Here is a 21,565-nt window from a genome sequence, read left to right as displayed (position 1 = left end):
CTGAAGCGAAACTTTCGGTTAATACGTTCGCTCTCGGTGCCGAATTGTCTGTACAGGGCAGAATCGGCATCCCGAAAATTTCGCCACGGCCCGCCCCGGACCATGGAAATGCATGAACGTTTCATCGTGCGTCCCCCTCGGCCGGATAGGCCGTCGCGATAAGACCAGGTGGATCCACGACCGGCCCCGTGCCGCCGAAGTGAAGACGCCTCCGGTCCTTGACAGGGACTTCACCTCTCGTGTGTGATCCGCACCATCACCACCACCTCCACCCACTCGACGGATAGGGGCCCGACCAAGCGGATATTCGATGTGAGCGTTAACAGGCATGGTGTCCCGCAGCCGTGATCGCCCTGACCACAAAAGGGCGGCTCCACTGTCAACGACGCCTGAATCGTGGTTCAGGCACATATCGACGTTCTCCCTGCGAGCATGCGCCGGCTCCCCGCGTGCATGCGCCGGCTCCCGCGTGCATGCGCCGGCGAGTGCGAGCCGGATCTCGGCTGGACTCTCCCCCTGTGGGAGGCCTCATGCTGCTCCCTGCGGCCCCCAATCGCCGATCATGAAGAGATCGGTGATGGGAACGGTGTGACCGTTCGCCGCGTCAGCACAGGGAGAGCGACGCATGACCATCGTGAAGGACATCGAGGCCCGCGGCATGCACCACTGCGAGACGACCGCGCTGGGGGTGCTGTTGCGGCATGAGGGACTTGATCTGTCCGAGCCCATGCTGTTCGGGCTGGGCTCGGGCCTGTCCTTCATCTACTGGGACAGCAAGGGCATGGCGTTCCCCTTTCTCGGAGGCCGTGTCAAGCCTTTCGACCTCACCAGGAACCTGGCCGCCAGGCTGGGGCTGATACTGACGACCGAGGAGACCACCTCGGCGCGCAAGGCGTGGCGGAACGTGGCCACCCCCCTCGACGCCGGTCGGCCTGTCGGCCTTCAGCTCGACTGCTACCACCTGGACTATTTCCGCTCCAAGGTGCACTTCGGCGGTCATGTCGTCGCCATGTACGGCTACGACGAGCACGACGCCTACCTGGTGGACACCGGCCGGCAGGGAGGAGCGGTGCGCACCAGCCTGGCCGGCCTCGCCAGGGCGCGCGCCGAACGCGGCCCGATGACCGCCAGGAACCGGTCCTTCACCATCACCTTGCCGGCTCGCCCGCTTTCCTGGCAGGACCAGGTCATCCCCGCCATCAGGGACTGCGCCGACGCCTTCCTCGCCGCTCCCATCGCGAACCTGGGCCACCGCGGCATCGAGAAAGCCGGCGAACGGGTGCCCGGATGGCTGCTACGCGCCGGCGAGCCGCGGCGGGACCTGCCGCAGGCCGCTCTCCTCATGGAGCAGGGCGGCACCGGCGGCGCCCTGTTTCGCGCCCTCTACCGCGACTTCCTCGGCGAGTGCACCCGGCTCATCGACGACGGCGACCTCCGTACCGGTCACAGGCTGTACGCCGAGGCGGCCGTCCTGTGGACGGACGTGTCCGCACTGGTCGCGAAGGCTGGAGAGAGCGGCGACGCCGGGTACCTCGAGCAGGCCGGCGTCATCCTCCACGATCTTTCGCGCGTCGAGAAGGACGCCATGCGGGTGCTGCGTCGGCTGTGACTCAGTCGCTTGCGGCTCAGCCGGCTGTGACCCAGTCGGCTGCGGCTCGAAGGAAAGCCCGAACCGCGGCGGGTTGTGGCTTCTGACCGGTCGTACTATCTTTTGGCCATGCGGCCAGAAAAAAAGCCGGATGGCCAGAAGCAGTCGTCGTTCATCCAGGAGGCCCGCCGCGCGCAGATCATCGAGAGCGCGATCGAGACCTTCACGGAGCTGGGCTACGCCGGCACCTCGCTGGCGCACATCGCCGAGCGCGCCGGCATCAGCAAGGGGGTGATCTCGTACCACTTCGCCGGCAAGACCGAGCTGATGGAGCAGATCGTCGAGCAGGTCTACCGCGACATCGCCCGGTTCGTCGTACCGCGGACGGAGAGGGAGACCACGGCGGCCCGCGCGCTGCGGGCGAACATCCGCGCGGTCGCCGAGTACATGCGGGGCCACCGCTCCCAGTTGCTCGCCCTCGGAGAGATCTTCAACAATTTCCGCGCCTCCGACGGCAGGAAGCGCTACGGCGTCGCCTTCAACGAGCCGATCTACCGGGACCGGGAGACGTTGTTCCGCCTCGGCCAGCAGAACGGCGAGTTCCGCTCCTTCGACCCTCGCGTGATGTCCATCACCGTGCAGGCCGCGATCGACGACATGTTCGCCTACTGGGTGACCTACCCCGATCACGACCTGGAAGCGCACGCGGAGGAACTGGCGGACCTGTTCGAGCACGCCGCCCGGGCCGAACCCCCTGGAAAAGCCGATCCCCCCGGAGAAACGGCGAACCGATGACACAGCCCGTCGACCGGCCGACCGCGCCGGCCACCCCCTCCCCGCACTCCCCGCGCCCCCCGCGGCTCCTCCATGTCGACAACCTGCGCACCGCCCTGACGGCACTCGTGGTGATCCACCACTCCGTGATCGCCTACAGCAACGTCCCGCGCTGGTACTACACGGAACCGCCGGCCGACCCCTCGGGAACGCTCCTGGACCTCGTGCTCGTGCTCAACCAGGCGTTCTTCATGGGCGCCTTCTTCCTCATCTCCGCGCTCTTCGTGCCGGGCTCCTACGACCGCAAGGGAACCGGGCGGTTCCTGAAAGAGCGGCTGCTGCGCCTGGGGGTCCCGCTGCTGCTCTGGCTGCTGGTGCTCCGCCCCCTGGCGACCGCCGGCAGATACACCGCCGCACGAGACTCCGCCCTCCAGCAGGGGACCGAGCTGCCCTACTGGCAGTTCTACCTGCGCTCGTTCACCCCCGGGCCGATGTGGTTCGTGGAGGTGCTGCTGGTGTTCAGCGCGCTCTACGTCCTGTGGCGGCATCTGGCCGTCAAGGACCGGCACGCGTCCGAACCGGCTCCGGCCGCGGGCCGGGCGCCCGGCGCTGTCGCGATCGTCGGGTTCACCGTCGGGCTGGCCCTGGTGACCTACCTGTGGCGCATCGTGGTGCCGATGGGTGTCTCGATCCTGGGGCTGCCCACCCCCGCCTACCTGCCGCAGTACGTGGCGCTGTTCACCGTCGGGCTGATCGCGGCCCGGCGCGGCCGGCTGGAGGGCCTGTCCGGAACGGCCGGCCGGGTCGGGTTCGCCGTCGCGGCCGTCGCCGCGGTCGCGCTCCTCCTCGTCCTGATCTCCACCGGAGAGGCGATCCTGGGCGGGGGAACCCTGCCGTCCCTGATGGCGGCGGCCTGCGAGTCCGCGCTCGCCGTCGGCGTCATCCTCGGCCTTCTGGTGCTGTTCCGGGAGCGCTTCGGCCACCAGGGACGCCGCCGCCGGTTCCTGTCGGCGCACGCCTACACCGTCTACGTCGTCCACCCGGTCGTGCTGGTCGCCCTGGGCCACGCCCTTCGCGACGTGCAGGCGCCCGCGGTCGCGAAGGGCGCGCTGCTCGCCGCCCTCGCGCTGCCGCTGTGCTGGGCGACGGCGTACCTGGTACGCGCCCTGCCGGGCGCCCGGAAGGTGCTCTAAACCGTATCCGTGCCGTGCGCGCGGGGCCTCGGGAACCGGTTCTCAGGGAGTTTTCAGGCGGAGTTTGTAGCACTTTCAACTGAAATTTATGAGTATGGGGCAATGGAGCGCGTGCCGCAGGAGGCCGATGCGGCCGGGGCTCGGGGAGCCGCGGCCGGCAGGGCCCGGCGGTTCGTCGCCGGGGGCGGGGCACTTGTCGTCGTCGTGGCGTTGCTCGCGTACTGGCTGGGAAGCGGCGGCGGGAGCGGCGAAGAGGCCGCGCCCGGGCCGAGCGCGACGCCGACGCCCGGTGCGACGCTCACGGTGCCCGACGTCTTCAAGAGGGTCGGGCCGTCGGTGGTGGTCGTCCAGGCCGGGAAGTCGCTCGGAACCGGGGTGATCGCGGCCGAGGACGGGACGATTCTCACGGCGTATCACGTCGTCCAGGGCACCTCGGACAAAGGCGCTCCGGACAAAGGCGCTTCCGGCAAAGGCGCCGAGGACGTCACCGTGACGTTCGCCGACGGCACCAGGACGAAGGCCGTCGTCGCGTCGTCGAACCCCAAGCTCGACGTCGCGACCCTCAAGCCGGCGAAGTTGCCGGAGATCGTCGTCCCGGCGACGCTCGGCGGCGCCGCGACCGTGGGCGCGCCCGTCGTGGCGATCGGCAATCCGCTGGGCCTGACCTACAGCGTCTCCACCGGCGTCGTGTCGGGCCTGAACCGGAGCGCCGACCGGACCGCCAAGGAGGGCGGCCTGAACGGGCTCATCCAGTTCGACGCCTCCGCGAACCCCGGCAGCTCCGGCGGCCCACTCCTGGACGCTCGCGGCCTGGTCATCGGGATCGTCGTCTCGATCGCCGATCCGGGAGGCGACGAGGCGTTCGCCGGCATCGCGTTCGCGGTGCCGATCGGTGCGGCTCTGGGCGGCGGCGAGGGTGACGGGCCACCGGGCGACGGGCCCCAGATCTGACCGAAGCGTCACGAGAGGGAACACCACATGACCTCGACCAAGTCCTCCGAGTCGGCCCATCCGCTCGAGCATGTGCTGTTCGAGGTCAAACGCACGATCGTCGGGCAGGACGTCCTGCTGGAGCGCATGGCCGTCGCGATGATCGCCGACGGCCACCTGCTCGTCGAGGGCGTGCCGGGCCTGGCCAAGACGCTCGCGGTGAGGTCGCTGGCCGCCGCGATCGCCGGGAGTTTCCAGCGCGTCCAGTTCACCCCCGACCTGGTGCCGGCCGACCTCGTGGGCACGCGGGTCTACCACCAGCACTCCGGGGAGTTCAGAACCGAGCTCGGCCCGGTGTTCGCGAACCTGCTGCTGGCCGACGAGATCAACCGCGCGCCCGCCAAGGTGCAGAGCGCCCTGCTGGAGGTGATGCAGGAGCACCAGGTGACGATCGGCCGTGAGACGTTCCGGGTGCCCGAGCCGTTCCTGGTCATGGCGACGGAGAACCCGATCGAGTCGGAGGGCACCTACCCGCTGCCCGAGGCGCAGGTCGACCGTTTCATGATGAAGGTGGTCGTCGACTATCCGACGCAGGCCGAGGAGCAGGCGATCGTCAGACGGGCGCTGCGACCGCCCGAGCCGCCGCAGCCGATGGTGACGGCCGAGGACCTGATCGCGATGCGGGCCCGCGCCCGGCAGGTGTACGTCGATCCGGCGATCGTCGACTACGCGGTACGGCTGGTCTCCGTGACGCGCTCCCCCGCGATGGCCGGGCTCGGCGAGCTGGAACGGTATGTCACCTACGGGGCGAGCCCGCGGGCGTCCATCGCGCTCGTCACGGGCGCCCGGGCGCTGGCGTTCCTGCGCGGCCGCGACTACGTCCTGCCGCACGACCTGTCCGAGCTCGCGCTCGACGTGCTGCGCCACCGCCTCGTGCTGTCCTACGAGGCCCTCGCGGACGACGTCGACGCCGACACGATCGTCACCGGGGTGCTCGGGGCCGTCCGGGCGCCCGACGTCGTCCTGCAGAACCGCTGAACCGCCATGTCCACCGCCTCCGAGAGGCTCCTGCTCCGCCTGGAGTGGAAGGTCGTCCGCAGGCTCGACGGCCGGCTGCAGGGCGCCCACCGCACCGCGCACCGCGGCTCCGGGATCGACTTCACCGGGTTGCGCGCCTACGGCGACGGCGACGACGCCCGGCACATCGACTGGAACGTGACCGCACGGCTGGACGAGCCGCACCTGCGGGTGTTCACCGAGGACCGCGAGCTGACGGTGTGGCTCGTCCTCGACCGGTCGGCGTCGATGGCGGCCGGCCGGCCGGGGCGCGGCAAGCACGATGTGCTCGCCGAGCTCGCGCTCGTCCTCGCCCGGCTGTTCGGCCGGGGCGGCAACCGCGTCGGCGCCCTGCTGTTCGACACCGGGACACCGCGCGTCGTGCCGCCCGGCACCTCCCGGCGGCACGCGCTGCGGATCGGCGCCGAGCTGGAACGCACCTCCGAGGCCCGTGGCAGCACCACCAAGACACGTGGCGGCATCTTCAAGACACGTGGCGGCACCACCGAGACGCGCGGCACCACCACCGACCTGGCGGAGATGCTCGACGCGGCCGGACGGCTCGCGCGCCGCCGCGCGCTCGTCGTCGTGCTGTCGGACTTCATCGGCGACGGCGACTGGGAGCGCTCGCTCCAGCGCCTGGCCCGGCGGCACGAGGTGGTCGCCCTGCGGATCGTGGACACGGCAGACGACGTACTGCCCGAAGCAGGGCTGATCGTGGTCGAGGACGCCGAGACCGGCGAGCAGCTCGTCGTCGACTCCGCCGACCCGCTGCTGCGGGTCCGCCTTCGCGCCGCCGTCGACGCCCGCGACGCCCGGCTCGAGGCGGGGATGCGCCGGGCCGGGGTGCCCGTCCACCGCATCGACACCGACCGCGATCTGGCCGAGGCGCTCGTCGAGGTCGTCGCCCGGACCGGGGACCGGTCGCCGTGACCGGGCTCGCCGAGGTCGCGAACGGACACCCGAGGCCGGCCGAGGAGGTCTCATGACCTTGTCCTTCCCGCCGCTGCTGGCCGTCGGGCTGCTCGTCGCGGCGGCGCTCGCCTGGGCGGCCGTCGTCTCGGCGCGCCGCCGGACGGCCGCCCTCACCGCGGCCGGGGTCGCCGTGCCGGGCGGCCGCCGGGCGTACCTCGGAGCCGGCCTGACGATCGCCGGCGTCGGGGTGCTCGCGGTCGCCGCCGCCGGACCGGCGGCCATGGTGCCGGTCCCGCGGACCGCGGGTACCGTCATCCTCGCCGTCGACGTCTCCAACAGCATGGGTGCCGACGACGTCGCGCCCACCCGGCTGGCGGCCGCGCAGCGGGCGGCCCGCGCGTTCGTGGCGGCGCAGCCCGACAGCGTCGACATCGGAGTCGTCGCGTTCGAGCGGGGCGCGCTCACCACCGCGCGGCCCGACGCCGACCACTCCGTCGCGCTCAAGGCCATCGACCGGCTGAAGATCACCGGCGGCACCTCGCTGGGGACGGCCATCACGGCCTCCCTGTCGGCGATCACCGGCAAGCAGGTGGCCGCCGGCCGCGACGGCACCGCGCCCGACATCGGCTACTGGCCGTCCGCGACGATCGTGATGTTCTCCGACGGCCAGAACCAGGGCGCGGACGTCGAACGGGCCGCCGCCGTGGCCCAGCGGGCGGGTGTCCACGTCCACACCGTCGGGGTCGGCACCACGGCAGGGGCGACGGTGAAGGTCGACGGCTACCGTCTGCAGACCTCGCTCGACGAGGACACCCTCACCGCGATCGCGCAGACCACCGGCGGCGGCTACCACCCCGCCTCCGACGCCGCGCGGCTCGACGGGATCGCCGACACGATCGACCTGCGGCTCACCGTCTCCGACGAGCCGCTGCCCCTCGCCGGCGGGCTGATCGGGCTCGCCCTCGCGCTGCTCACCGCGGGCGCGGCGCTCAACGTGCTCCGGTCCGGACGGGTGATCTGAATGTCGTTCTCATGGCCGTGGGCACTGCTGTCCATCCTGGTCATCCCGCTGATCCTCGCCATCCGCGAGTGGGCGCGGCGCCGCCGCCGGCGGGCCGTCGTGCGCGTCACCTCGATCGCGCTCGTCCGCGGCGCCCTGCCCGGCCGTACGCGCTGGACGCGGAAGATCCCCGCGGCGCTGTTCGTGGCCGGGCTCGCGCTGCTCGCGGTCGGGGCCGCGCGACCGCAGGCGTCGGTCCCGGTGCCACAGACGTCGACGACGATCCTGCTCGCGCTCGACACCTCCGGCTCCATGTGCTCCACGGACGTCGACCCCAACCGCATCACCGCCGCGAGGAAGGCCGCCGCCGAGTTCATCGAGTCGCAGCGGGGCGGGCCGCGCATCGGCCTGGTCACCTTCGCGGGCAGCGCGGGTCTGCTCGTCCCGCCCACCGACGACACCGGCTCGCTGATCGAGGCGCTCGACGGCCTCACCGTGTCCCGTGGCACCGCGATCGGGCAGGCCGTGCTCACCTCGATCGACGCGATCGCGGAGGTCGACCCGTCGGTCGCCTCCACCGGGGCGGACCCCGTCGGCGGCGGGCCGGGGTACGCCGGTGCCGCAATCGTCGTGCTCACCGACGGCGCCAACACCCAGGGCGTCGACCCGCAGGTCGCCGCCCAGGAGGCGGCCCTGCGCCGCGTCCGCGTCTTCCCCATCGGCTTCGGCACCACGAACCCGGCCCCGATGGTCTGCGACAACTCGCAGTTCGACGGCCGAGGCTACGGCGGCTGGGGCGGCGGCTCCGGCGGCCGGGGCGGCTTCGACAGGGGCCGCAACCCCCGCGTCATCGACGAGCCCGCGCTCAAGCAGATGGCCCGGACCACCGGCGGCTCCTACCACCGCGCCGAGAACGCCGACCAGCTCCAAAGCGCCCTCGAGGCCCTCCCCGGCAGCTTCACCGTCGTCCGCCAGCGGGTCGACACGGCCGCCGCCTTCGCCGGCGGCGGCGCCCTCCTCATCACCGCGGCCCTGTCCCTCTCCCTGTGGTGGAACCGCCCCCGGGCCCCGGCCCGCTGACGTACCCGTGGCCGGCACGGGCCGCCGGTCAGCCGTGTGTTCCGACCGAGACGTGCAGCGAGAGGTACGAGGACAGGGCGCGCAGGAAGTCCGGGGCGTCGAAGACCGCGCCCGCGGAGGCGACGCCGGTGGCCTTGGTCCGGCCGGTGAGGATGCGGTCGACGGCCTCCACCGCGAGCGGCGCGCTGACGGCGTAGATGTCCTGACCGGCGACGGCCACGCGGCGTTCCGCGCCGCCGGAGCGGACGAGGACGTCGACGACGAAGGTCTGCGCGGAGCGGCCGCGCTCGTCGACGGCGATCGGTGCCGGGGCGCCGGGGGCGAACAGGTCCGCGGCCGCCTTGGCGGTCATGTAGGTGCGCACCTCCGGGACGGCCAGGTGGCTGGGAACGGTGACGACGTCGGCCATGGTGAACTCCCCGATGACGCTCTGGGGGCCGAGCGGAGCCGGGAAGGGCCACTCCATGGTCGGCAGGGCGTCATCGTGGTACTCCAGCCGCCCGCCGGTGAAGCGGACACGGCGGCCACCCCGTCGCTGACTCGAGACTACGCCCGCAGCGAGCGTTCCGCCGGTGGGGTGCCAGCTGCTCAGGCCGTAGGCGATGTGCGCCTCGTCCGCCGCCGTCCAGTCGCCCATCGCGGTGGTGACCAGGAGATCACCGAGGCCGCCGTAGAAGGCCATCGCCGGGACCACCACGATGCCCGCGGCGCGGGCGCGCTCCGCGAAGTGCGCGAACGTGTCGACGTTCGCCTCGATCTCGGCCGCCACGTCGACATACGGAACGCCGGCGCGCAGCGCCGCCTCGACCAGCGGGGCGGCGGTCGAGGCGAAGGGCCCGGCGCAGTTGATCACGGCGGCCGCGCCGTCCAGCGCGCGGTCGAGTGAGGCCGGGTCGTCGACCGACGCCTGCCGCGCCTCAAGCCCGGGGTGGGCCTCCACCAGCGCCACCAGCTTGTCCCGGTCGCGGCCGAGGAGCAGCGGGACGTGTCCGCGCTCACGCAACTCCGCGACCACGAACCGCCCGGTGTGCCCGTAGGCGCCGAACACCGCCACGATAGAACCCGATCCCATGCCTGCTCCCGCGTGCTCGTAGTGCTTCACGAGGTAGATCCTGTCTTCGCCGGCCCATCGGTGCCCAGTGTCTGGAATGACACGACCCGTACAATTTCCGACATGGGTTCTTTCCCGCGCTCCGTCGCGGTCGCCGCCGTCGACGGGATGCTGCACTTCGAGCTGGCCCTGGCCTGCGAGGTCTTCGGCTCCGCCCCGGACGCCGTGCCGGGCCCCTGGTACGACGTCAGGGTGTGCGGCACGCACGCCGTCCGGGCAGGCCGGTTCCGGCTGGAGCCGGACCACGGGTTCGACTGGCTGGCGCGGGCCGGCACCGTGATCGTCCCCGCCCTGGCGGACGTCGACGAGGACCCGCCGGCCGAGCTGGTCGAGGCGGTGCGCGCGGCTCACGCGTCGGGCGCGCGGGTGGTCTCCCTGTGCACGGGCGTGTTCGTGCTCGCCGCCGCGGGCCTGCTGGACGGGCTGCGCGCCACCACGCACTGGGCCCACACCGGGGAACTGGCCGCGCGCCATCCCCTGGTGGAGGTCGACCCGGACGTGCTCTACGTCGACAACGGCAGCGTGCTCACGTCCGCGGGCAAGGCCGCGGCGATGGACCTGTGCCTGCACCTGGTCCGCCGCGACCACGGTTCGGCGATCGCCAACGTGGTCGCCCGCCGTCTGGTCGTGCCGCCCCACCGGGCCGGCGGCCAGGCCCAGTTCGTCACCACACCGGTGCCCGCCCGGGACGGCCACCCCCTGGCCGAGTTGCTCACCTGGGCGATGCGGCGGCTGGACCAGCCGCTCACCGTGGAGGACATGGCCCGCCAGGCGAACATGAGCTCGCGCCACCTGGCCCGCCACTTCCACTCGGTGGCCGGCACCACCCCGCTGCAGTGGCTGTTGACGCAGCGGATCCGCCGCGCGCAGGAGTTGCTGGAGACCACGGACGACAGCGTCGACACCATCGCCTCGGCCGCGGGCATGGGCACGGCGACGACGCTGCGCCGCCATTTCCACCGCACGATCGGCGTACCGCCGGACGCCTACCGCCGCACGTTCCGACCGTGAGGCCGCGGCGCCCCGTGCCCGGCGCCCGGCGCCCGGGAACGATCGGGAACCGCGCCGGCCTGTCGATCCCCCAAAGGCGTGGAGACGGTCCCACGCCTCCGGCGGTACCGCGAGAGATCACAGCGGTCCTTCGAGAGAGACGCAGCGGTCCTACGGGAGAAACCGCAGCGGCTTCGCGAGAGAAACCGCAGCGGCTTCGCGGGAGAACGGCGGTGAGCGAAGTACCCGGTGTGATCGAATACGTCCCCATGGACGACATGGCGCTGGGGGCGCTCGCGCAGCGGCTGACGCGGATCCCCGGGGTGGTCGCGGTGGTGCTCGGCGGCAGCCGCGCCCGCGGCACGCACCGCCCGGATTCGGACACTGGCGCGGTACGGGGCGGCCGGCACCGACCCCGCCTACGCGGCCGGCTGCCTGTTCCGCGCCGTCGGCGTCGCCTGCCAGGCCCTGCACGGCCACGCGGGGCGGTGGCTGGTCAACGAGAAGGGCATGGTGGCCTCGGCCGGCCGGCTGCCCGCGGCCCCGCGGGACTTCGCCGTACGGGCGCAGCGGCTGCTCGGTCACATCGGCGACTCGACGCGGCGGATCGAGCAGGTCGTGGCCGACGCGGCCGCCCTGACAGACGAGGTAAGGGCGGCCGTGTCACCTGACACGGCCCGAGTCCGGTGGAGCCGGTTCAGCTGACCCTCATACCGGACGGAAGTAGGATCATCAGCGTGGATCTGGACAATACCGCGGCCCAGCTCGGGGTATCCGTCGAGGACGTCGAGCGCGTGCACCGGCTCGCCGGCGACCGGCCGTCGGCTCCGCTGCCCGCCAAGGCCGACGCGCCCGCGATCCTCGCCCGGCTCACGGTGCGACCGGACGACGCCGCCGAGATCATGGAGGGCTGGCCTGACCCCGGCTCCCCGCTGTGGACTCCGGAGCTGCGCTGGCTGCTCGACCGCTCGATCGCCCTGGTCCGCGCCGATCTCGGGGGCCACGGCTGGCTTTCTCCCGGTCCGGAGCTGCCGCGCGAACGGGGCCCCGCCTGGCGGCATCTCTACGTGTACGCGTACCTGGCCCTGGTCGACGTCGTCACGGGGTACCACCGCGACCACGGCATCGCCGATTCCGTGTCGTGGGCGACCCTCGCGGACCTGGGCCGCAACCTCGCGATCGACCGGCGGATGCACCGCGAGGGCTGGCCGGTCATGCAGAGCTGGCTGACGCTGCACGCGCGCGGCGGCCTCTACGAGCTGGGCCGGCTGCAGCACCACCGCGGCGGCACCACCATCGACCTGCACATCCCCGAGTCGGGGCCGATGACCCCGGAGGCGGTCGCGGCGTCGCTCGACGAGGCCCGCGCGTTCTTCCCGCGCCACTTTCCCGACGAGCGCTACACGGCCTTCGCCTGCGGCTCGTGGCTGCTCGACCCGCAGCTGCTGGAGTACCTGCCCGGCGACTCCAACATCGTCCGGTTCCAGCGAAGGTTCGAGCTGGAGCCCTACGAGGAGCCGGAAGGGGTGGACGCCGACGTCGAGGTGCTGCGGTTCGTGTTCCGCACCCTGACCACGCCGCTCGACCGGCTGCCGCGCCGCACCGTGCTCCAGCGCGCGATCGTCGACCACCTGAGGGCCGGCCGCCACTGGCAGATCCGCCGCGGCCACTTCCCGATCTAGCCACACCCTGGCCCGAAGTCGCCGACGGAGCCTTCAGGGAGCCCGGACGCTGCGCGCAAGATCGGCCCGCTGACGATCGTCGTTCACCGTCTCGACACTGACGTCGTTGTCCATGCATCCGTCGATGAGCCCCCACTGGCGAAGAGGCATCGCGATGACCAAGCCGGCACTCATGCCGGGCAGGGTGCCGAGATCGTGGAGGGCGGTCAAGGCGGATCATGAGTAGGAAGCGGGTACGGCGGCGCCGAGGACGGGGCGATGAAGGTGTCGCGGAGTCATCATGACGCCGGTGATAAGGATGGCGAGCGCCGGGGCCGCAGGCGTCCCGGCGTCACCGAACTTGACGGTGGAATGCCGCTCTCGCCTGCGCACCGTCGATTAGACGGCCGTCTGAGAACCGCCCTGCTTCCCCTGGTGAATTCGGCTTTCTCGAATTCGCGGCCAAATGGAGAATGGCCGCGTTCAATCGCCGGGGAAACCCTGGAAAAGTCCAGGGCAATCCGGTTCCGGATCGGCGGGCCCGCTTGCCGGAGTACCGCGGGCCGTCGTTCCCGCAAGATTCCATGGTGACGCTCCGTGTTCATCGGCGGCGTGGCGGCTCCGGCCCGCATCGCCTTCCCGAAGAAGACGGGCGGCGGCCTTGCCGTGGTGGCCGCGGGCGTCTCCAGGAGTCGCCGCCGGATCGCGGCGCCGCGGGCGGCGGCCACCGGGATGCCGGCATCGCCAGGAAGGGCGGCTGGACGGCCGGGGCGGCAGGACCCGCCCGGCGGCCGCGACGAGGGCCTCGCGACCACCGGCCGGGCGCCGTGTCACCCCGGCCCGATCATGCTCCGCCACCTGGCGGCCCGGGGTGCGCCCGGGACCGTTCCTCCGGTCATCTCCGGGACGATCTAGCGCCTGAACTGGGCAGACGCGCGCATCGTCATCAATGGACCGCTCCGGCCGCGACGTCCGGGAGGGCGAGCTCGCCGGCGGATCTCTCGTCCTCCTCCGGCGGCCGGACCTTCCTGGCGTACGACGCCGCCTGGCGCGTGGCGGGCGGATCGGCTCTCGGCCGATGCGGCGGAAGCCGAAAGGACCGCCACGCACCGGCCCGGGACGCGTGAAGGGCCCGGCCCCTTTAAGGGGCCGGGCCCTTGGACCGGCTCGTGGTCATACCGGGTCCGTCGCGGGTGTTACCGCCACGCCGTGAAGTGCCACTTGTTGGGCTGCGACCATGTACAGGCTGTCACCTGGTATCCCGAATCCCTGACCGCGTACCTCCAGTAGTTGCAGGTGCCCGCGTCCGAGTAACCGCCGTAGAACTTGCTCTCGGCGTGGGCCACGCCGCCAAAGGATAAGACCGTTCCGGCGATGGCGAAGCCGGCGACGCCGACGACCGCTCTTTTCATGAGACTCATGCTTTGGACCTTCCTGTAGACCCCCGCGGGGAATTACCGCTGCACATTGATCTTTAACTAGCGATCACCGATATGCAAGACCGTATTTGAAATCCGGCGTCAGGCGATCGGAGGGAAAAGACGACGGAGCGTGATCGGGCCGGGGCGACGTCGCCGATCGCGCGCGCCGCCGCCCGCCCCGGCTTCACACAGCCGTCCCGGGCGAGCGTCAGGCGGGAGCGGCCGGGGTGGCCGGCTTCCCGGCCCAGCAGCGATCCGCAGCGGCCGTCGCGCGCGTGGCCGGGTCAGAAATAGGCACCGGGTATGGCCGCCCCGAGGACGGGGCGGCGAAGGTGTTGCGGGGTGACCATGACGCCGGTGATCCTGCTCGCGACCGCCAAAGCCGCTGGAATGGGGTTGTCGATGCGGTCGTCAGCAGCCGGATCGAGGCCCAGCTCACGAAGGTGACGATTGAGCCGATCAGGATCTGTGCCATGCCTCTGGATGGGAAAAGTCGGGTTGATGTCGGTGATGTACTCGCCGTCGACGGCATAGGAGAGGCGGTGCCGGGCGGCGTAGTTGTGCCGCATCACCGCCACCGCTTCTCCCCCGTCGCGAGACAGGGGGCAGAGAGCCTCTCTATGCGAGCCCCGAAAGCCGCAATCCTCGATCGCGACGGTCCAGTCCCCGATTCGCCTCACCGTGATGACCTCAGGCCCTTCCGGCTGAGAGTAATCCTCGTCTCCGATGAGCCGGATGTCCTCGTCCGCGGCTCCGAGCCGGCGCAGCACCTCATGCTCGTCGAGCCCGCGGGCGAAGACAATCGTGTAGATCTCGCCGAGCCCGCTGCCCTCTTCCCACTGGTAGTCCTCCGGCGACGCACCGGGGGTTCTGGCGGTGGCGTGGACCATCTCGAACGTGCTCGCCTGCTCGAGGATCTCGGGGTGGGCGGCGAAGAAGGCCTCGGTGATTTCCGGAGCCATCCGGCCACGCTCACTGACCGGGTAGCCGTTCACTCTCGCCCAGTCCCGGATCTGAGTGCGGCCCAGCTTGGGCGTCCGGTAGGTGACGCGGAGGGGGGTGAAGTCGGCATCGGACATGATCAGAAACTACCGCCAGGTTTGATGCCTTGTCTGCCATCGCTCTTCCAGCGGGTCCGACCTGGAGCGATACAGCCCTCTCCCAAGGACGTGGTCCTTCACCAGTCAGGAGGCAGTGCCGCCTCGGGCAATTCCAGGTCTTCGACGGTCCCGGGCGGGTGCAGGCGGTGGGGCGCGCCTGGTTCCCAGAGAGCCAGAAGTCGGAGCACTGCCGGGTCAACGGTTCTCATCTTGAGGTGGTCGAGGACCCGGTCGGTGAGCGCGGTGGGGTGATAGTCGTCGTCGACCGGCATCGCCGGCAGAGCGGCCGGGCCACCGCCTATCTCCTGTACGAACAGGCGACCGGCCTCAACTGAGTGGCCACCCTGTCGAAGAACGTCATCCCGGGCACCACCCAGACGGGCGCCCCGCTGCGCGTGCAGAAGGGCGCCCCCGGTAACGGCTGGGGCCGCCACACCGCCTACGCCGGCCCGATCCGCCTCCTGGCGAAGAGGAAGTGCGTCGTCCGGGGCGGCGATTTCGCCAGGGCGGCGTGGCAGGGCGGCTGACCCACCGCGGCTAGACCCGCTTCTCGTGCCAGGTGTAGTAGAGGTAGGTGCTGCCGGGCCCGGTCAGCGTGCCGTAGACCTGCCAGAAGCTGTTCGGGGCGAGCGAGAAGCGGAAGACCTTGTCACCGGGCCGGTCGTCCACGAAGGCGGTCTGTGTGCCGTTGTTCCAGATCCGCACTTCGATCGTGAACGTTGAGGTGTCCGGGATGTCGAGGCAGATCTCGTAGTCGTACGACAACGAGCCGCCGATGTTGTAGCTGCGCCCGTCGATGGCCCCTCGCTCCATGTTGGAGGGGATGTAGCTGTTGTACACCCGCGTGTACCCGCCAGTGGAGCAGTCGACCGCGGAGCTGGCCGCGGACGCGGGGTTGATGCCGGTGAGCATGGCGCCGAGGACGCCGATGAGAACGAAGATGGTGCGCTTCATGCCTCTCCTCATCTGTGCACGTGAGCCTCCGACCAATTAGTTGAAGGCTTAACCGATTCTGACGAGGTCGCCGTAACCGGACAAGGCAAGGCAGGAATCCCACGGATTCAAGTCAAACAGGCCACGTCGAGCTGCACGGATGAATCCGCCCTGCTTCCTTCGACTGAAATTAAGGTGAAAACCGCATGCCAGGGGGTTCGGAGGCGGCCGTCGCCTCCCCCATCCGGTGGTTACGATCACCCGCCGGAAACCGAATCGAGCGTGCGCGGCGCACGACGTCGGCGCAGGTCCTGGCGATGCGGTCGAAGATCGTGCTGGGGTGTGCCGACAGTGAGGACAACCAGCAGATCGCCCAGCGGTTGCGGGTGCACCCCGACACGGTCTCCAAGTGGCGCTCACGGTTCTTACGGCTGCGTCTAGAAGGGCTGGTCGATGAGCAGCGGCCGGGCCGGCCGTCGTCGGTTTCGCTGGATCAGGTCGAACAGGTCGTGGTGGCCACGCTGGAGCAGACGCCCAAGGGCGCCACGCACTGGTCACGGGCTTCGATGGCCCAGCGCAGCGGGTTGTCGAAGTCGACCATCGGGCGGATCTGGCGCGACTTCGGGCTCAAGCCACACCTGGCCGGCACCTTCAAACTGTCGAGGGATCCGTTGTTCGTGGAGAAGGTCGTCGACGTCGTCGGCCTCTATCACAACCCGCCCGAGCGGGCGGTGGTGTTGTGCGTGGACGAGAAGTCCCAGATCCAGGCCCTGGACCGCTCCCAGCCGGTGCTGCCGATGATGCCGGGCATGCCCGAGCGGCGCACCCACGACTACGTCCGCAACGGCATCACCAGCCTGTTCGCCGCCTTCAACATCGCCGACGGCACCGTCATCGGCGAACTGCACCGCCAGCACCGCGCCACCGAGTTCAAGAAGTTCCTGATCACGATCGACAAGAGCGTCCCCGCGGACCTGGACGTCCACCTGATCTGCGACAACTACGGCACCCACAAGACCCCGGCGATCAAAGCGTGGCCGGCCCGTCATCCCCGCTTCCACCTGCATTTCACCCCGACCGGCTCCTCCTGGATCAACCAGGTCGAGCACTGGTTCGGCTTCCTGACCGACCAGATGATCCGGCGCGGAGCGCACAAAAGCGTGCAAGCCCTGGAGAGCGACATCCGCACCTGGATCAACGACTGGAACGACAACCCACGCCCGTTCGTCTGGAAGAAGACCGCCGAGGAGATCCTCGAATCCCTCGCCCGATATTGCCGACGAATTTCTGACGCAGGACACTAGCGGGTGACGTTGTCATCGGCGTCCAGCAGGGTCAGTTCCCGGCGTCTGGGCAGGCCTTCCCAGTCGCCGGTCACCGACACGGCGAACGCTCCGCACCGCACGCCGCGCTCCAGGCGGCCCCCTAAGCCCTCGCCATCGAGGAAGGCCGAAAGGTAGCCCGCGACGAAGGCGTCTCCCGCGCCGACGGGGTCGATCTCCGTGACCCGCGGTGCCGCCCTGCGCTCCACGGTCCGGCCGTCCGCCGCCAGGGCGCCGTCGGAGCCGAGCTTGATGACGGCCTGGCGTGCTCCCGTCTCCAGCAACCGCCTGGCCAGGTGTTCGGCGGTCGCGCTCGTACCGGTGACCAGTTCGGCCTCCCGTCGCCCGGCGAACACGATGTCGGCCATCGAGGCCAGGCGTGACAGCACCGGTCGTGCCCGATCGGCGGGCCAGAGCAAGCTGCGGTAGTTGACGTCGAAACTGACCGTCACCCCCGCCTCGCGGGCGAGGAGTACACCGCGCTCCACCGCGGCGGCCGCCTGATCTCCGAGCGCGGCCGTGATACCCGTGAGATGGATGAGCCGCGCGGACCTGATCACCTCCACCGGCAGGTCCGCGGGCGACAGCGACGCCCCGGCGAGCCCCTGCCGGTAGTAGGCCACGCTCACCCGGTCAGCGGTGCGGCGATGCCGCAGCATCAGGCCCGTGGGCCGTTCGGCGTCCCTGACCGCGTACCCGACGTCGACCCCCTCACCTCGCAGGGTCGCCGTGATCATGTCGCCGGCGTCGTCGTCACCGAGGCGGCCTATCCAGCACGTCCGATGCCCCAGGCGGCTCATGCCCACGGCGACCGTGGCCTCGGCGCCGGCGAAGGAGATCTCCGCCGGACTGCCCGGCCTGGGCAGCCCCACCGCGGTGGAACGGACCACCGCCATGGCCTCGCCGAGGGTGACCAGCTCATGCATTCCGTACCCCGCGCTTCCAGCCCCGCAGCCCACGCAGGAGTTCGTCCGCACGCGAGGCGAGACCTGTCATGTCCCCGCTCTCGCAGGCGTCGCCGATGAGCGGGCTGCCCATCGCCACCGCGTACGCGCCCGCTCGCAGGTATTCCGGAGCGTCGTGCACGCTCACCCCGCCCGTCGGTACCAGCAGCACGTCCGGTAGGGGAGCCCGGACGGCCGTGATGTAGTCCGGACCGCCGACCGCGGCGACGGGGAAGACCTTCACCATCGTGGCCCCCGCGGAACGCGCCTGCAGGATCTCCGTCGGCGTCAGCGCGCCCGGCAAAACCGGCACACCCAGCAGCCGAGCCTCGTCGATGACCTCGGGCAGCACCGCCGGAGTGACGAGATAGCGTGCCCCGGCCTCCACCGCCGCCCGCGCCGAGGGTGCGTCCAGGACGGTGCCCGCGCCCAGGACCAGCCCATCGAGCCCGGATGCCGCCGCGGCGCGTATCGCCTCCAGCGCACCGGGCGTCGTCAGCGGCAGCTCCACCGCGTGGATGCCCCTGTCGACCAGCGTCCTCAGGACGGCCGGAACGTTTCCGGCATCACGCGTCCGGATGATGGCGATCACCGGACACGCGTCGAGGGTCTGTTCCAGCAACTCGTCTGTCACGCTTCGCTCCAGGACAATGGGGTACGGAAAACCGAATTCTCAAGCTCCTAGCGGTCTGCCAGGAGTTTGTTCAGGTAGCGCAGCTGCTCCTCCACCTGGAAGGGGCCGCCGCCCTCGTGGTTGTTCCACGGCCAGACGGTGATCTCCTTCGGACCCCGCCAGTGGTTGTAGGCGCCGAACACCGTGGACGGCGGGCAGATGTCGTCCATCAATGCCACCGAGTACAGCGCGGGGACCTGGCCGTGGGCCGCGAAGTTGAGGCCGTCGAAGTAGGCCAGCGTGCGAAACACCTGCTCGGGTGCGGCGCGCTGGGAGGACAGGAAGCGGACGATCTCCTGGTAGGGGTCGCGCCCGGTGATCTCCACGGCCCTGCGGAAGTGGGTGAGGAACGGCACGTCGATCAGGGCGGCCCGCACGTCGGGCCGGAGCGCGGCGACGGCCTGGGCGATGCCGCCGCCCTGGCTGATGCCCGTCACCACGATCGCCTCGGCGTCGACCGCGGGGTGGCCGGCCGCCACGTCGACGGCGCGGGCGGCGTCGGTGAACACCCGCCGGTAGTAGTAGGTGTCGGGGTCCAGGATGCCCCGGGTCATCATCCCCGGAGCGTGCGGCGCGCCACCGGTGTGCGGGTCGGCGGTGGCGCCCGGCTGGTTCACGTGCGCCGCGCCCTGGCCACGGGTGTCGACCACCAGCGTGGCGTAGCCGGCCGACGGCCAGGTCAGGTGGTCGTGGGCGAAGCCCCGGCCGCCGCTGTAGCCGATGTACTTCACCACGCACGGCAGCGGGCCCTGCGCGCCCCGCGGAACCAGGAACCAGGCACTCACCCGGTCACCACCCCAGCCGGCGAAGGAGGTGTCGTAGACCTCGACGGCGGTGAGGGGGATGTCGTAGGGCGTGAATGTGGGGGCCAGGTCGTGCTCGGCGGCCTCGGCCAGGGTCCTGGACCAGAAGGCGTCGAAGTCGGCAGGCTCCTCACGCTCGGGCAGATAGTCGCGGAGCTTCTCCAGGGGAAGGTCGAACAGAGGCACAGCGCACTCCAAACGGTAGAGGGTCCCGACATTTCACATCACTGGTTGGTGAAGGCGTCATCCGGGGCCCGCGGATGCGGTCCTGCGGCTCGGGATGACGGACGCGGAACGGGCCGCCCGCGCCGGTGCTCGGGTCAGGCGGCCCGTTCTGCGTCTATCGTCCGTTCCCCGTGCGCACGAGCTTCACGGTGTCGGCACGGATGCATCCCGCGCCGTCCCGCGCGAGCCCGACGGTGAACTCGTCCCCGGCCGACGCGTTGACCTCGCCGAGCGAGACCCACTCGGCTCCAGCGGCGCTGAAGTCGACCCGCCGCATCATCAGCTGCGCTCCGCCGCGGCTCAGCGTCACATGCGCCTGGGTGTTGCCGCCCTCGGCTCCGGTGCGGTACACGAACGCCTCGTAGCGGCCACCCGCCTTCGCCGTCACCTTCCAGCTCGCGGCGGCCCCCAGATCGCAGGAGTACCGCGAGGTCAGCGCTCCGAAGCCGGGCAGGGACGACGCCGCCCAGCCGGGGCCGCTCTCGGCGTAGCCGACGGCGGTCGGGCCGTCGTTGTCGGCGTAGTAGTCCTTCTCGTAGTAGCGGAAGTAGTCGAAGGCGACGGTCGCGGGCAGCGCGGCCGGGTCGGGGTAGTCGTTGTAGGCGACCGCCGTCAGCCACACCTTCATCGAGTCGTGCACGAACGGGCCCGCCGGATAGGCCAGGTAGGCGCGCTGCCTGCCGTCGACGAAGAACCGGACCCCGGCCTCGTCGTACTCGTAGCCGAAGACATGCCAACCCTGGGACAGGTCGGTACCCACGTCGTACCAGCCGCTGGTCACCTGCCGTCGTGGCGGGCGGTGGTCGAAGACGTTGTGGATCACCCGGTTCGGATGGATCGAGTCGATCTCGAAGCCGTCGATCTCGGCCAGCTGGCACTTGTGCACGCCGTTGGCGCCGCCGCACATGGACCAGAAGGCGGGGTGCCATCCGGGACCCTTGTTGATCCAGACGCGGGTCTCGTAGTACCCGTAGCGCATGAGGTCCTTGGAGACCAGACCGCCACCGGTGAAGGGCTTGCCCCGATCCGTCTCCGCCTTCAGGTCGATGACGGCGGCGCCGTCGCTGCCCGGCACGTCGGGGTCGAAGCGCACGTTCGCGGCGCGCTGCGAGCTGTTGCCCCGGACGTCGGTGCGCGGGTCCCACGGGCCGTTCGCCCAGTCGATGGGCTTGGTGAACTCGTCGGCGAAGGCGAGCCGGTAGTCGCCGAGGCCGGGGCCGTCCGGCGGCGGCGGGTTGGCGGGTCCGCCCCGCCGCAGCCGGACGGCGTAGGTGCGCGTGTACTCGTCGAGGGGATCGGCGGGTGTGAGGTCCGGTCCCGCTGTGAGCGTCACCGTGACGTCCTGCCCCGCCCTCGCGACCACCGGCCCGAGCGGGCGCCAGTACCCGCCGCCCTCGCGCTGGTTGACGACGTGCGTGCGCCCGCCCGGCGTGACGGTGTATTCGGCGTTGCCGGCACTGGTGTGGAACGGCGGGTACCAGACGTCGACCTGGTAGGCACCGGCCTTGGGGGCGGTCAGCGTCCAGGATGCGGTGTCGCCGGGCTTGTTGGTGTAGCGGGCCTGGCCGCCGGCGAACCCGGACAGGGCGCCGGGCAGCCACCCACCGGACTCCCGGTACTCCGGGTCGAAGACGGTCTTGACCAGAGTCCAGGGCTTACCGGTGTGTGTGCGGGCTCCTTCCACGGTCGCGACACCAGCCGTTGTACGGACTTCATCCGCGGTCGCAACGCCGGTGGTGACGGATAGCGCGCTCGCGATCACCAGTCCGGCACAGAGCATGAGAGATGGTCGTCGGAGGGTGGGCATCAGGGCTCCTCGCCTCATCTTTTAGATTCTAAAACTGTA

At 70.8% G+C, this 21,565-nt stretch carries 24 protein-coding genes; 15 read left to right on the top strand and 9 right to left on the bottom strand.

Annotation, left to right across the window (positions count from 1 at the left end; translation table 11 throughout):
- The first annotated feature begins 625 nt into the window (after positions 1 to 625).
- The 8 genes from AB0F88_RS28615 to AB0F88_RS28580 all read left to right on the top strand — a co-directional run bounded on the left by AB0F88_RS28615 (position 626) and on the right by AB0F88_RS28580 (position 8,536).
- Positions 626 to 1,609 carry a BtrH N-terminal domain-containing protein gene (locus AB0F88_RS28615; RefSeq protein WP_362690612.1) on the top strand — a complete coding sequence of 328 codons (984 nt, stop codon included), beginning with the start codon at positions 626 to 628 and terminating at the stop codon, positions 1,607 to 1,609.
- 108 nt (positions 1,610 to 1,717) lie between these two features.
- On the top strand, positions 1,718 to 2,383 hold the full coding sequence (locus AB0F88_RS28610; RefSeq protein ID WP_362690609.1) for a TetR family transcriptional regulator: 666 nt from the start codon (positions 1,718 to 1,720) through the stop codon (positions 2,381 to 2,383).
- Positions 2,380 to 3,555, top strand: coding sequence for an acyltransferase family protein (locus tag AB0F88_RS28605; RefSeq protein WP_362690606.1), 1,176 nt, complete (start codon positions 2,380 to 2,382; stop codon positions 3,553 to 3,555). The genes AB0F88_RS28610 and AB0F88_RS28605 overlap by 4 nt, the downstream gene beginning before the upstream one ends.
- Before the next feature lie 102 nt (positions 3,556 to 3,657).
- Positions 3,658 to 4,506, top strand: a complete 849-nt coding sequence (locus AB0F88_RS28600) for a trypsin-like peptidase domain-containing protein (protein ID WP_362690603.1) — start codon at positions 3,658 to 3,660, stop codon at positions 4,504 to 4,506.
- Between the two features lie 27 nt (positions 4,507 to 4,533).
- Positions 4,534 to 5,523, top strand: coding sequence for a MoxR family ATPase (locus tag AB0F88_RS28595; protein WP_362690600.1), 990 nt, complete (start codon positions 4,534 to 4,536; stop codon positions 5,521 to 5,523).
- A 6-nt stretch (positions 5,524 to 5,529) separates the two neighbouring features.
- Positions 5,530 to 6,474 carry a DUF58 domain-containing protein gene (locus tag AB0F88_RS28590; protein WP_362690597.1) on the top strand — a complete coding sequence of 315 codons (945 nt, stop codon included), beginning with the start codon at positions 5,530 to 5,532 and terminating at the stop codon, positions 6,472 to 6,474.
- A 52-nt stretch (positions 6,475 to 6,526) separates the two neighbouring features.
- Complete coding sequence (locus AB0F88_RS28585; RefSeq protein ID WP_362690594.1) at positions 6,527 to 7,477, top strand: VWA domain-containing protein; 951 nt, start codon at positions 6,527 to 6,529, stop codon at positions 7,475 to 7,477.
- A complete protein-coding gene (locus tag AB0F88_RS28580) occupies positions 7,478 to 8,536 on the top strand; it encodes a VWA domain-containing protein (RefSeq protein ID WP_362690591.1) in 1,059 nt (352 codons plus the stop codon).
- A gap of 28 nt (positions 8,537 to 8,564) precedes the next feature.
- Here the strand turns inward: AB0F88_RS28580 and AB0F88_RS28575 are convergent, their stop codons facing one another.
- Entirely contained in the window at positions 8,565 to 9,608 is a 1,044-nt protein-coding gene (locus tag AB0F88_RS28575; RefSeq protein ID WP_362690588.1) for a saccharopine dehydrogenase NADP-binding domain-containing protein, read from the bottom strand.
- A 102-nt stretch (positions 9,609 to 9,710) separates the two neighbouring features.
- Here AB0F88_RS28575 and AB0F88_RS28570 point away from each other — a divergent pair, with 102 nt between their 5' ends.
- The 3 genes from AB0F88_RS28570 (at position 9,711) to AB0F88_RS28560 (ending at position 12,319) form a co-directional block, all read left to right on the top strand.
- Entirely contained in the window at positions 9,711 to 10,658 is a 948-nt protein-coding gene (locus AB0F88_RS28570; RefSeq protein ID WP_362690585.1) for a helix-turn-helix domain-containing protein, read from the top strand.
- A gap of 489 nt (positions 10,659 to 11,147) precedes the next feature.
- Positions 11,148 to 11,342, top strand: a complete 195-nt coding sequence (locus AB0F88_RS28565) for a hypothetical protein (protein WP_362690582.1) — start codon at positions 11,148 to 11,150, stop codon at positions 11,340 to 11,342.
- Between the two features lie 32 nt (positions 11,343 to 11,374).
- The gene (locus AB0F88_RS28560; protein WP_362690579.1) at positions 11,375 to 12,319 is read left to right on the top strand and encodes an acyltransferase domain-containing protein; all 945 of its coding nucleotides are present in this window, start codon (positions 11,375 to 11,377) and stop codon (positions 12,317 to 12,319) included.
- Positions 12,320 to 12,352: 33 nt separating this feature from the next.
- Here AB0F88_RS28560 and AB0F88_RS28555 read toward each other — a convergent pair whose 3' ends face one another.
- Positions 12,353 to 12,529: a hypothetical protein gene (locus AB0F88_RS28555; protein ID WP_362690576.1), complete on the bottom strand. Its 177-nt coding sequence runs from the start codon at positions 12,527 to 12,529 to the stop codon at positions 12,353 to 12,355.
- Between the two features lie 366 nt (positions 12,530 to 12,895).
- Between AB0F88_RS28555 and AB0F88_RS28550 the strand changes: the two genes are divergently transcribed.
- A complete protein-coding gene (locus AB0F88_RS28550; RefSeq protein WP_362690573.1) occupies positions 12,896 to 13,213 on the top strand; it encodes a hypothetical protein in 318 nt (105 codons plus the stop codon).
- Between the two features lie 281 nt (positions 13,214 to 13,494).
- Here AB0F88_RS28550 and AB0F88_RS28545 read toward each other — a convergent pair whose 3' ends face one another.
- Both AB0F88_RS28545 and AB0F88_RS28540 read right to left on the bottom strand, forming a co-directional pair.
- Positions 13,495 to 13,719, bottom strand: coding sequence for a hypothetical protein (locus AB0F88_RS28545; protein WP_362690570.1), 225 nt, complete (start codon positions 13,717 to 13,719; stop codon positions 13,495 to 13,497).
- Positions 13,720 to 14,003: 284 nt separating this feature from the next.
- A complete protein-coding gene (locus AB0F88_RS28540; protein WP_362690567.1) occupies positions 14,004 to 14,798 on the bottom strand; it encodes a DUF6461 domain-containing protein in 795 nt (264 codons plus the stop codon).
- Positions 14,799 to 14,965: 167 nt separating this feature from the next.
- On the opposite strand from AB0F88_RS28540, the gene AB0F88_RS28535 reads away from it, so the two are divergent.
- Positions 14,966 to 15,154, top strand: a complete 189-nt coding sequence (locus tag AB0F88_RS28535; protein ID WP_362690564.1) for a hypothetical protein — start codon at positions 14,966 to 14,968, stop codon at positions 15,152 to 15,154.
- Positions 15,155 to 15,346: a hypothetical protein gene (locus tag AB0F88_RS28530; RefSeq protein WP_362690561.1), complete on the top strand. Its 192-nt coding sequence runs from the start codon at positions 15,155 to 15,157 to the stop codon at positions 15,344 to 15,346.
- Between the two features lie 10 nt (positions 15,347 to 15,356).
- On the opposite strand, the gene AB0F88_RS28525 is transcribed toward AB0F88_RS28530, so the two are convergent.
- Entirely contained in the window at positions 15,357 to 15,773 is a 417-nt protein-coding gene (locus tag AB0F88_RS28525; RefSeq protein ID WP_362690558.1) for a hypothetical protein, read from the bottom strand.
- Between the two features lie 185 nt (positions 15,774 to 15,958).
- Here AB0F88_RS28525 and AB0F88_RS28520 point away from each other — a divergent pair, with 185 nt between their 5' ends.
- Positions 15,959 to 17,056, top strand: a complete 1,098-nt coding sequence (locus AB0F88_RS28520; RefSeq protein WP_362690555.1) for an IS630 family transposase — start codon at positions 15,959 to 15,961, stop codon at positions 17,054 to 17,056.
- On the opposite strand, the gene AB0F88_RS28515 is transcribed toward AB0F88_RS28520, so the two are convergent.
- From AB0F88_RS28515 to AB0F88_RS28500, 4 genes are all read right to left on the bottom strand, one after another.
- Entirely contained in the window at positions 17,053 to 18,000 is a 948-nt protein-coding gene (locus AB0F88_RS28515) for a sugar kinase (protein WP_362690552.1), read from the bottom strand. The two genes, AB0F88_RS28520 and AB0F88_RS28515, sit on opposite strands and share 4 nt — an antisense overlap.
- Positions 17,993 to 18,652: a bifunctional 4-hydroxy-2-oxoglutarate aldolase/2-dehydro-3-deoxy-phosphogluconate aldolase gene (locus tag AB0F88_RS28510; protein ID WP_362690549.1), complete on the bottom strand. Its 660-nt coding sequence runs from the start codon at positions 18,650 to 18,652 to the stop codon at positions 17,993 to 17,995. The genes AB0F88_RS28515 and AB0F88_RS28510 overlap by 8 nt, the downstream gene beginning before the upstream one ends.
- Positions 18,653 to 18,699: 47 nt before the next feature.
- Positions 18,700 to 19,680: an acetylxylan esterase gene (locus AB0F88_RS28505; RefSeq protein ID WP_362690546.1), complete on the bottom strand. Its 981-nt coding sequence runs from the start codon at positions 19,678 to 19,680 to the stop codon at positions 18,700 to 18,702.
- A 154-nt stretch (positions 19,681 to 19,834) separates the two neighbouring features.
- Entirely contained in the window at positions 19,835 to 21,403 is a 1,569-nt protein-coding gene (locus AB0F88_RS28500) for a family 16 glycosylhydrolase (RefSeq protein ID WP_362690543.1), read from the bottom strand.
- Positions 21,404 to 21,565: the final 162 nt, after the last annotated feature.

Source organism: Streptosporangium sp. NPDC023963 (genome assembly GCF_040639135.1).
Taxonomy (GTDB): Bacteria; Actinomycetota; Actinomycetes; order Streptosporangiales; family Streptosporangiaceae; genus Streptosporangium.
The sequence above is the reverse complement of the archived record's forward strand: the minus strand, read 5'-3'. Positions and strand labels throughout refer to the sequence as shown.

What these genes read in the sequence shown, in the direction of transcription:
- AB0F88_RS28615 (WP_362690612.1), top strand. Translation starts at nt 626, where the DNA reads ATGACCATCGTGAAGGACATCGAGGCCCGCGGCATGCACCACTGCGAG.
- AB0F88_RS28610 (WP_362690609.1), top strand. Translation starts at nt 1,718, where the DNA reads ATGCGGCCAGAAAAAAAGCCGGATGGCCAGAAGCAGTCGTCGTTCATC.
- AB0F88_RS28605 (WP_362690606.1), top strand. Translation starts at nt 2,380, where the DNA reads ATGACACAGCCCGTCGACCGGCCGACCGCGCCGGCCACCCCCTCCCCG.
- AB0F88_RS28600 (WP_362690603.1), top strand. Translation starts at nt 3,658, where the DNA reads ATGGAGCGCGTGCCGCAGGAGGCCGATGCGGCCGGGGCTCGGGGAGCC.
- AB0F88_RS28595 (WP_362690600.1), top strand. Translation starts at nt 4,534, where the DNA reads ATGACCTCGACCAAGTCCTCCGAGTCGGCCCATCCGCTCGAGCATGTG.
- AB0F88_RS28590 (WP_362690597.1), top strand. Translation starts at nt 5,530, where the DNA reads ATGTCCACCGCCTCCGAGAGGCTCCTGCTCCGCCTGGAGTGGAAGGTC.
- AB0F88_RS28585 (WP_362690594.1), top strand. Translation starts at nt 6,527, where the DNA reads ATGACCTTGTCCTTCCCGCCGCTGCTGGCCGTCGGGCTGCTCGTCGCG.
- AB0F88_RS28580 (WP_362690591.1), top strand. Translation starts at nt 7,478, where the DNA reads ATGTCGTTCTCATGGCCGTGGGCACTGCTGTCCATCCTGGTCATCCCG.
- AB0F88_RS28575 (WP_362690588.1), bottom strand. Translation starts at nt 9,608, where the DNA reads ATGGGATCGGGTTCTATCGTGGCGGTGTTCGGCGCCTACGGGCACACC.
- AB0F88_RS28570 (WP_362690585.1), top strand. Translation starts at nt 9,711, where the DNA reads ATGGGTTCTTTCCCGCGCTCCGTCGCGGTCGCCGCCGTCGACGGGATG.
- AB0F88_RS28565 (WP_362690582.1), top strand. Translation starts at nt 11,148, where the DNA reads ATGGTGGCCTCGGCCGGCCGGCTGCCCGCGGCCCCGCGGGACTTCGCC.
- AB0F88_RS28545 (WP_362690570.1), bottom strand. Translation starts at nt 13,719, where the DNA reads ATGAGTCTCATGAAAAGAGCGGTCGTCGGCGTCGCCGGCTTCGCCATC.
- AB0F88_RS28540 (WP_362690567.1), bottom strand. Translation starts at nt 14,798, where the DNA reads ATGTCCGATGCCGACTTCACCCCCCTCCGCGTCACCTACCGGACGCCC.
- AB0F88_RS28525 (WP_362690558.1), bottom strand. Translation starts at nt 15,773, where the DNA reads ATGAAGCGCACCATCTTCGTTCTCATCGGCGTCCTCGGCGCCATGCTC.
- AB0F88_RS28520 (WP_362690555.1), top strand. Translation starts at nt 15,959, where the DNA reads ATGCCAGGGGGTTCGGAGGCGGCCGTCGCCTCCCCCATCCGGTGGTTA.
- AB0F88_RS28515 (WP_362690552.1), bottom strand. Translation starts at nt 18,000, where the DNA reads ATGCATGAGCTGGTCACCCTCGGCGAGGCCATGGCGGTGGTCCGTTCC.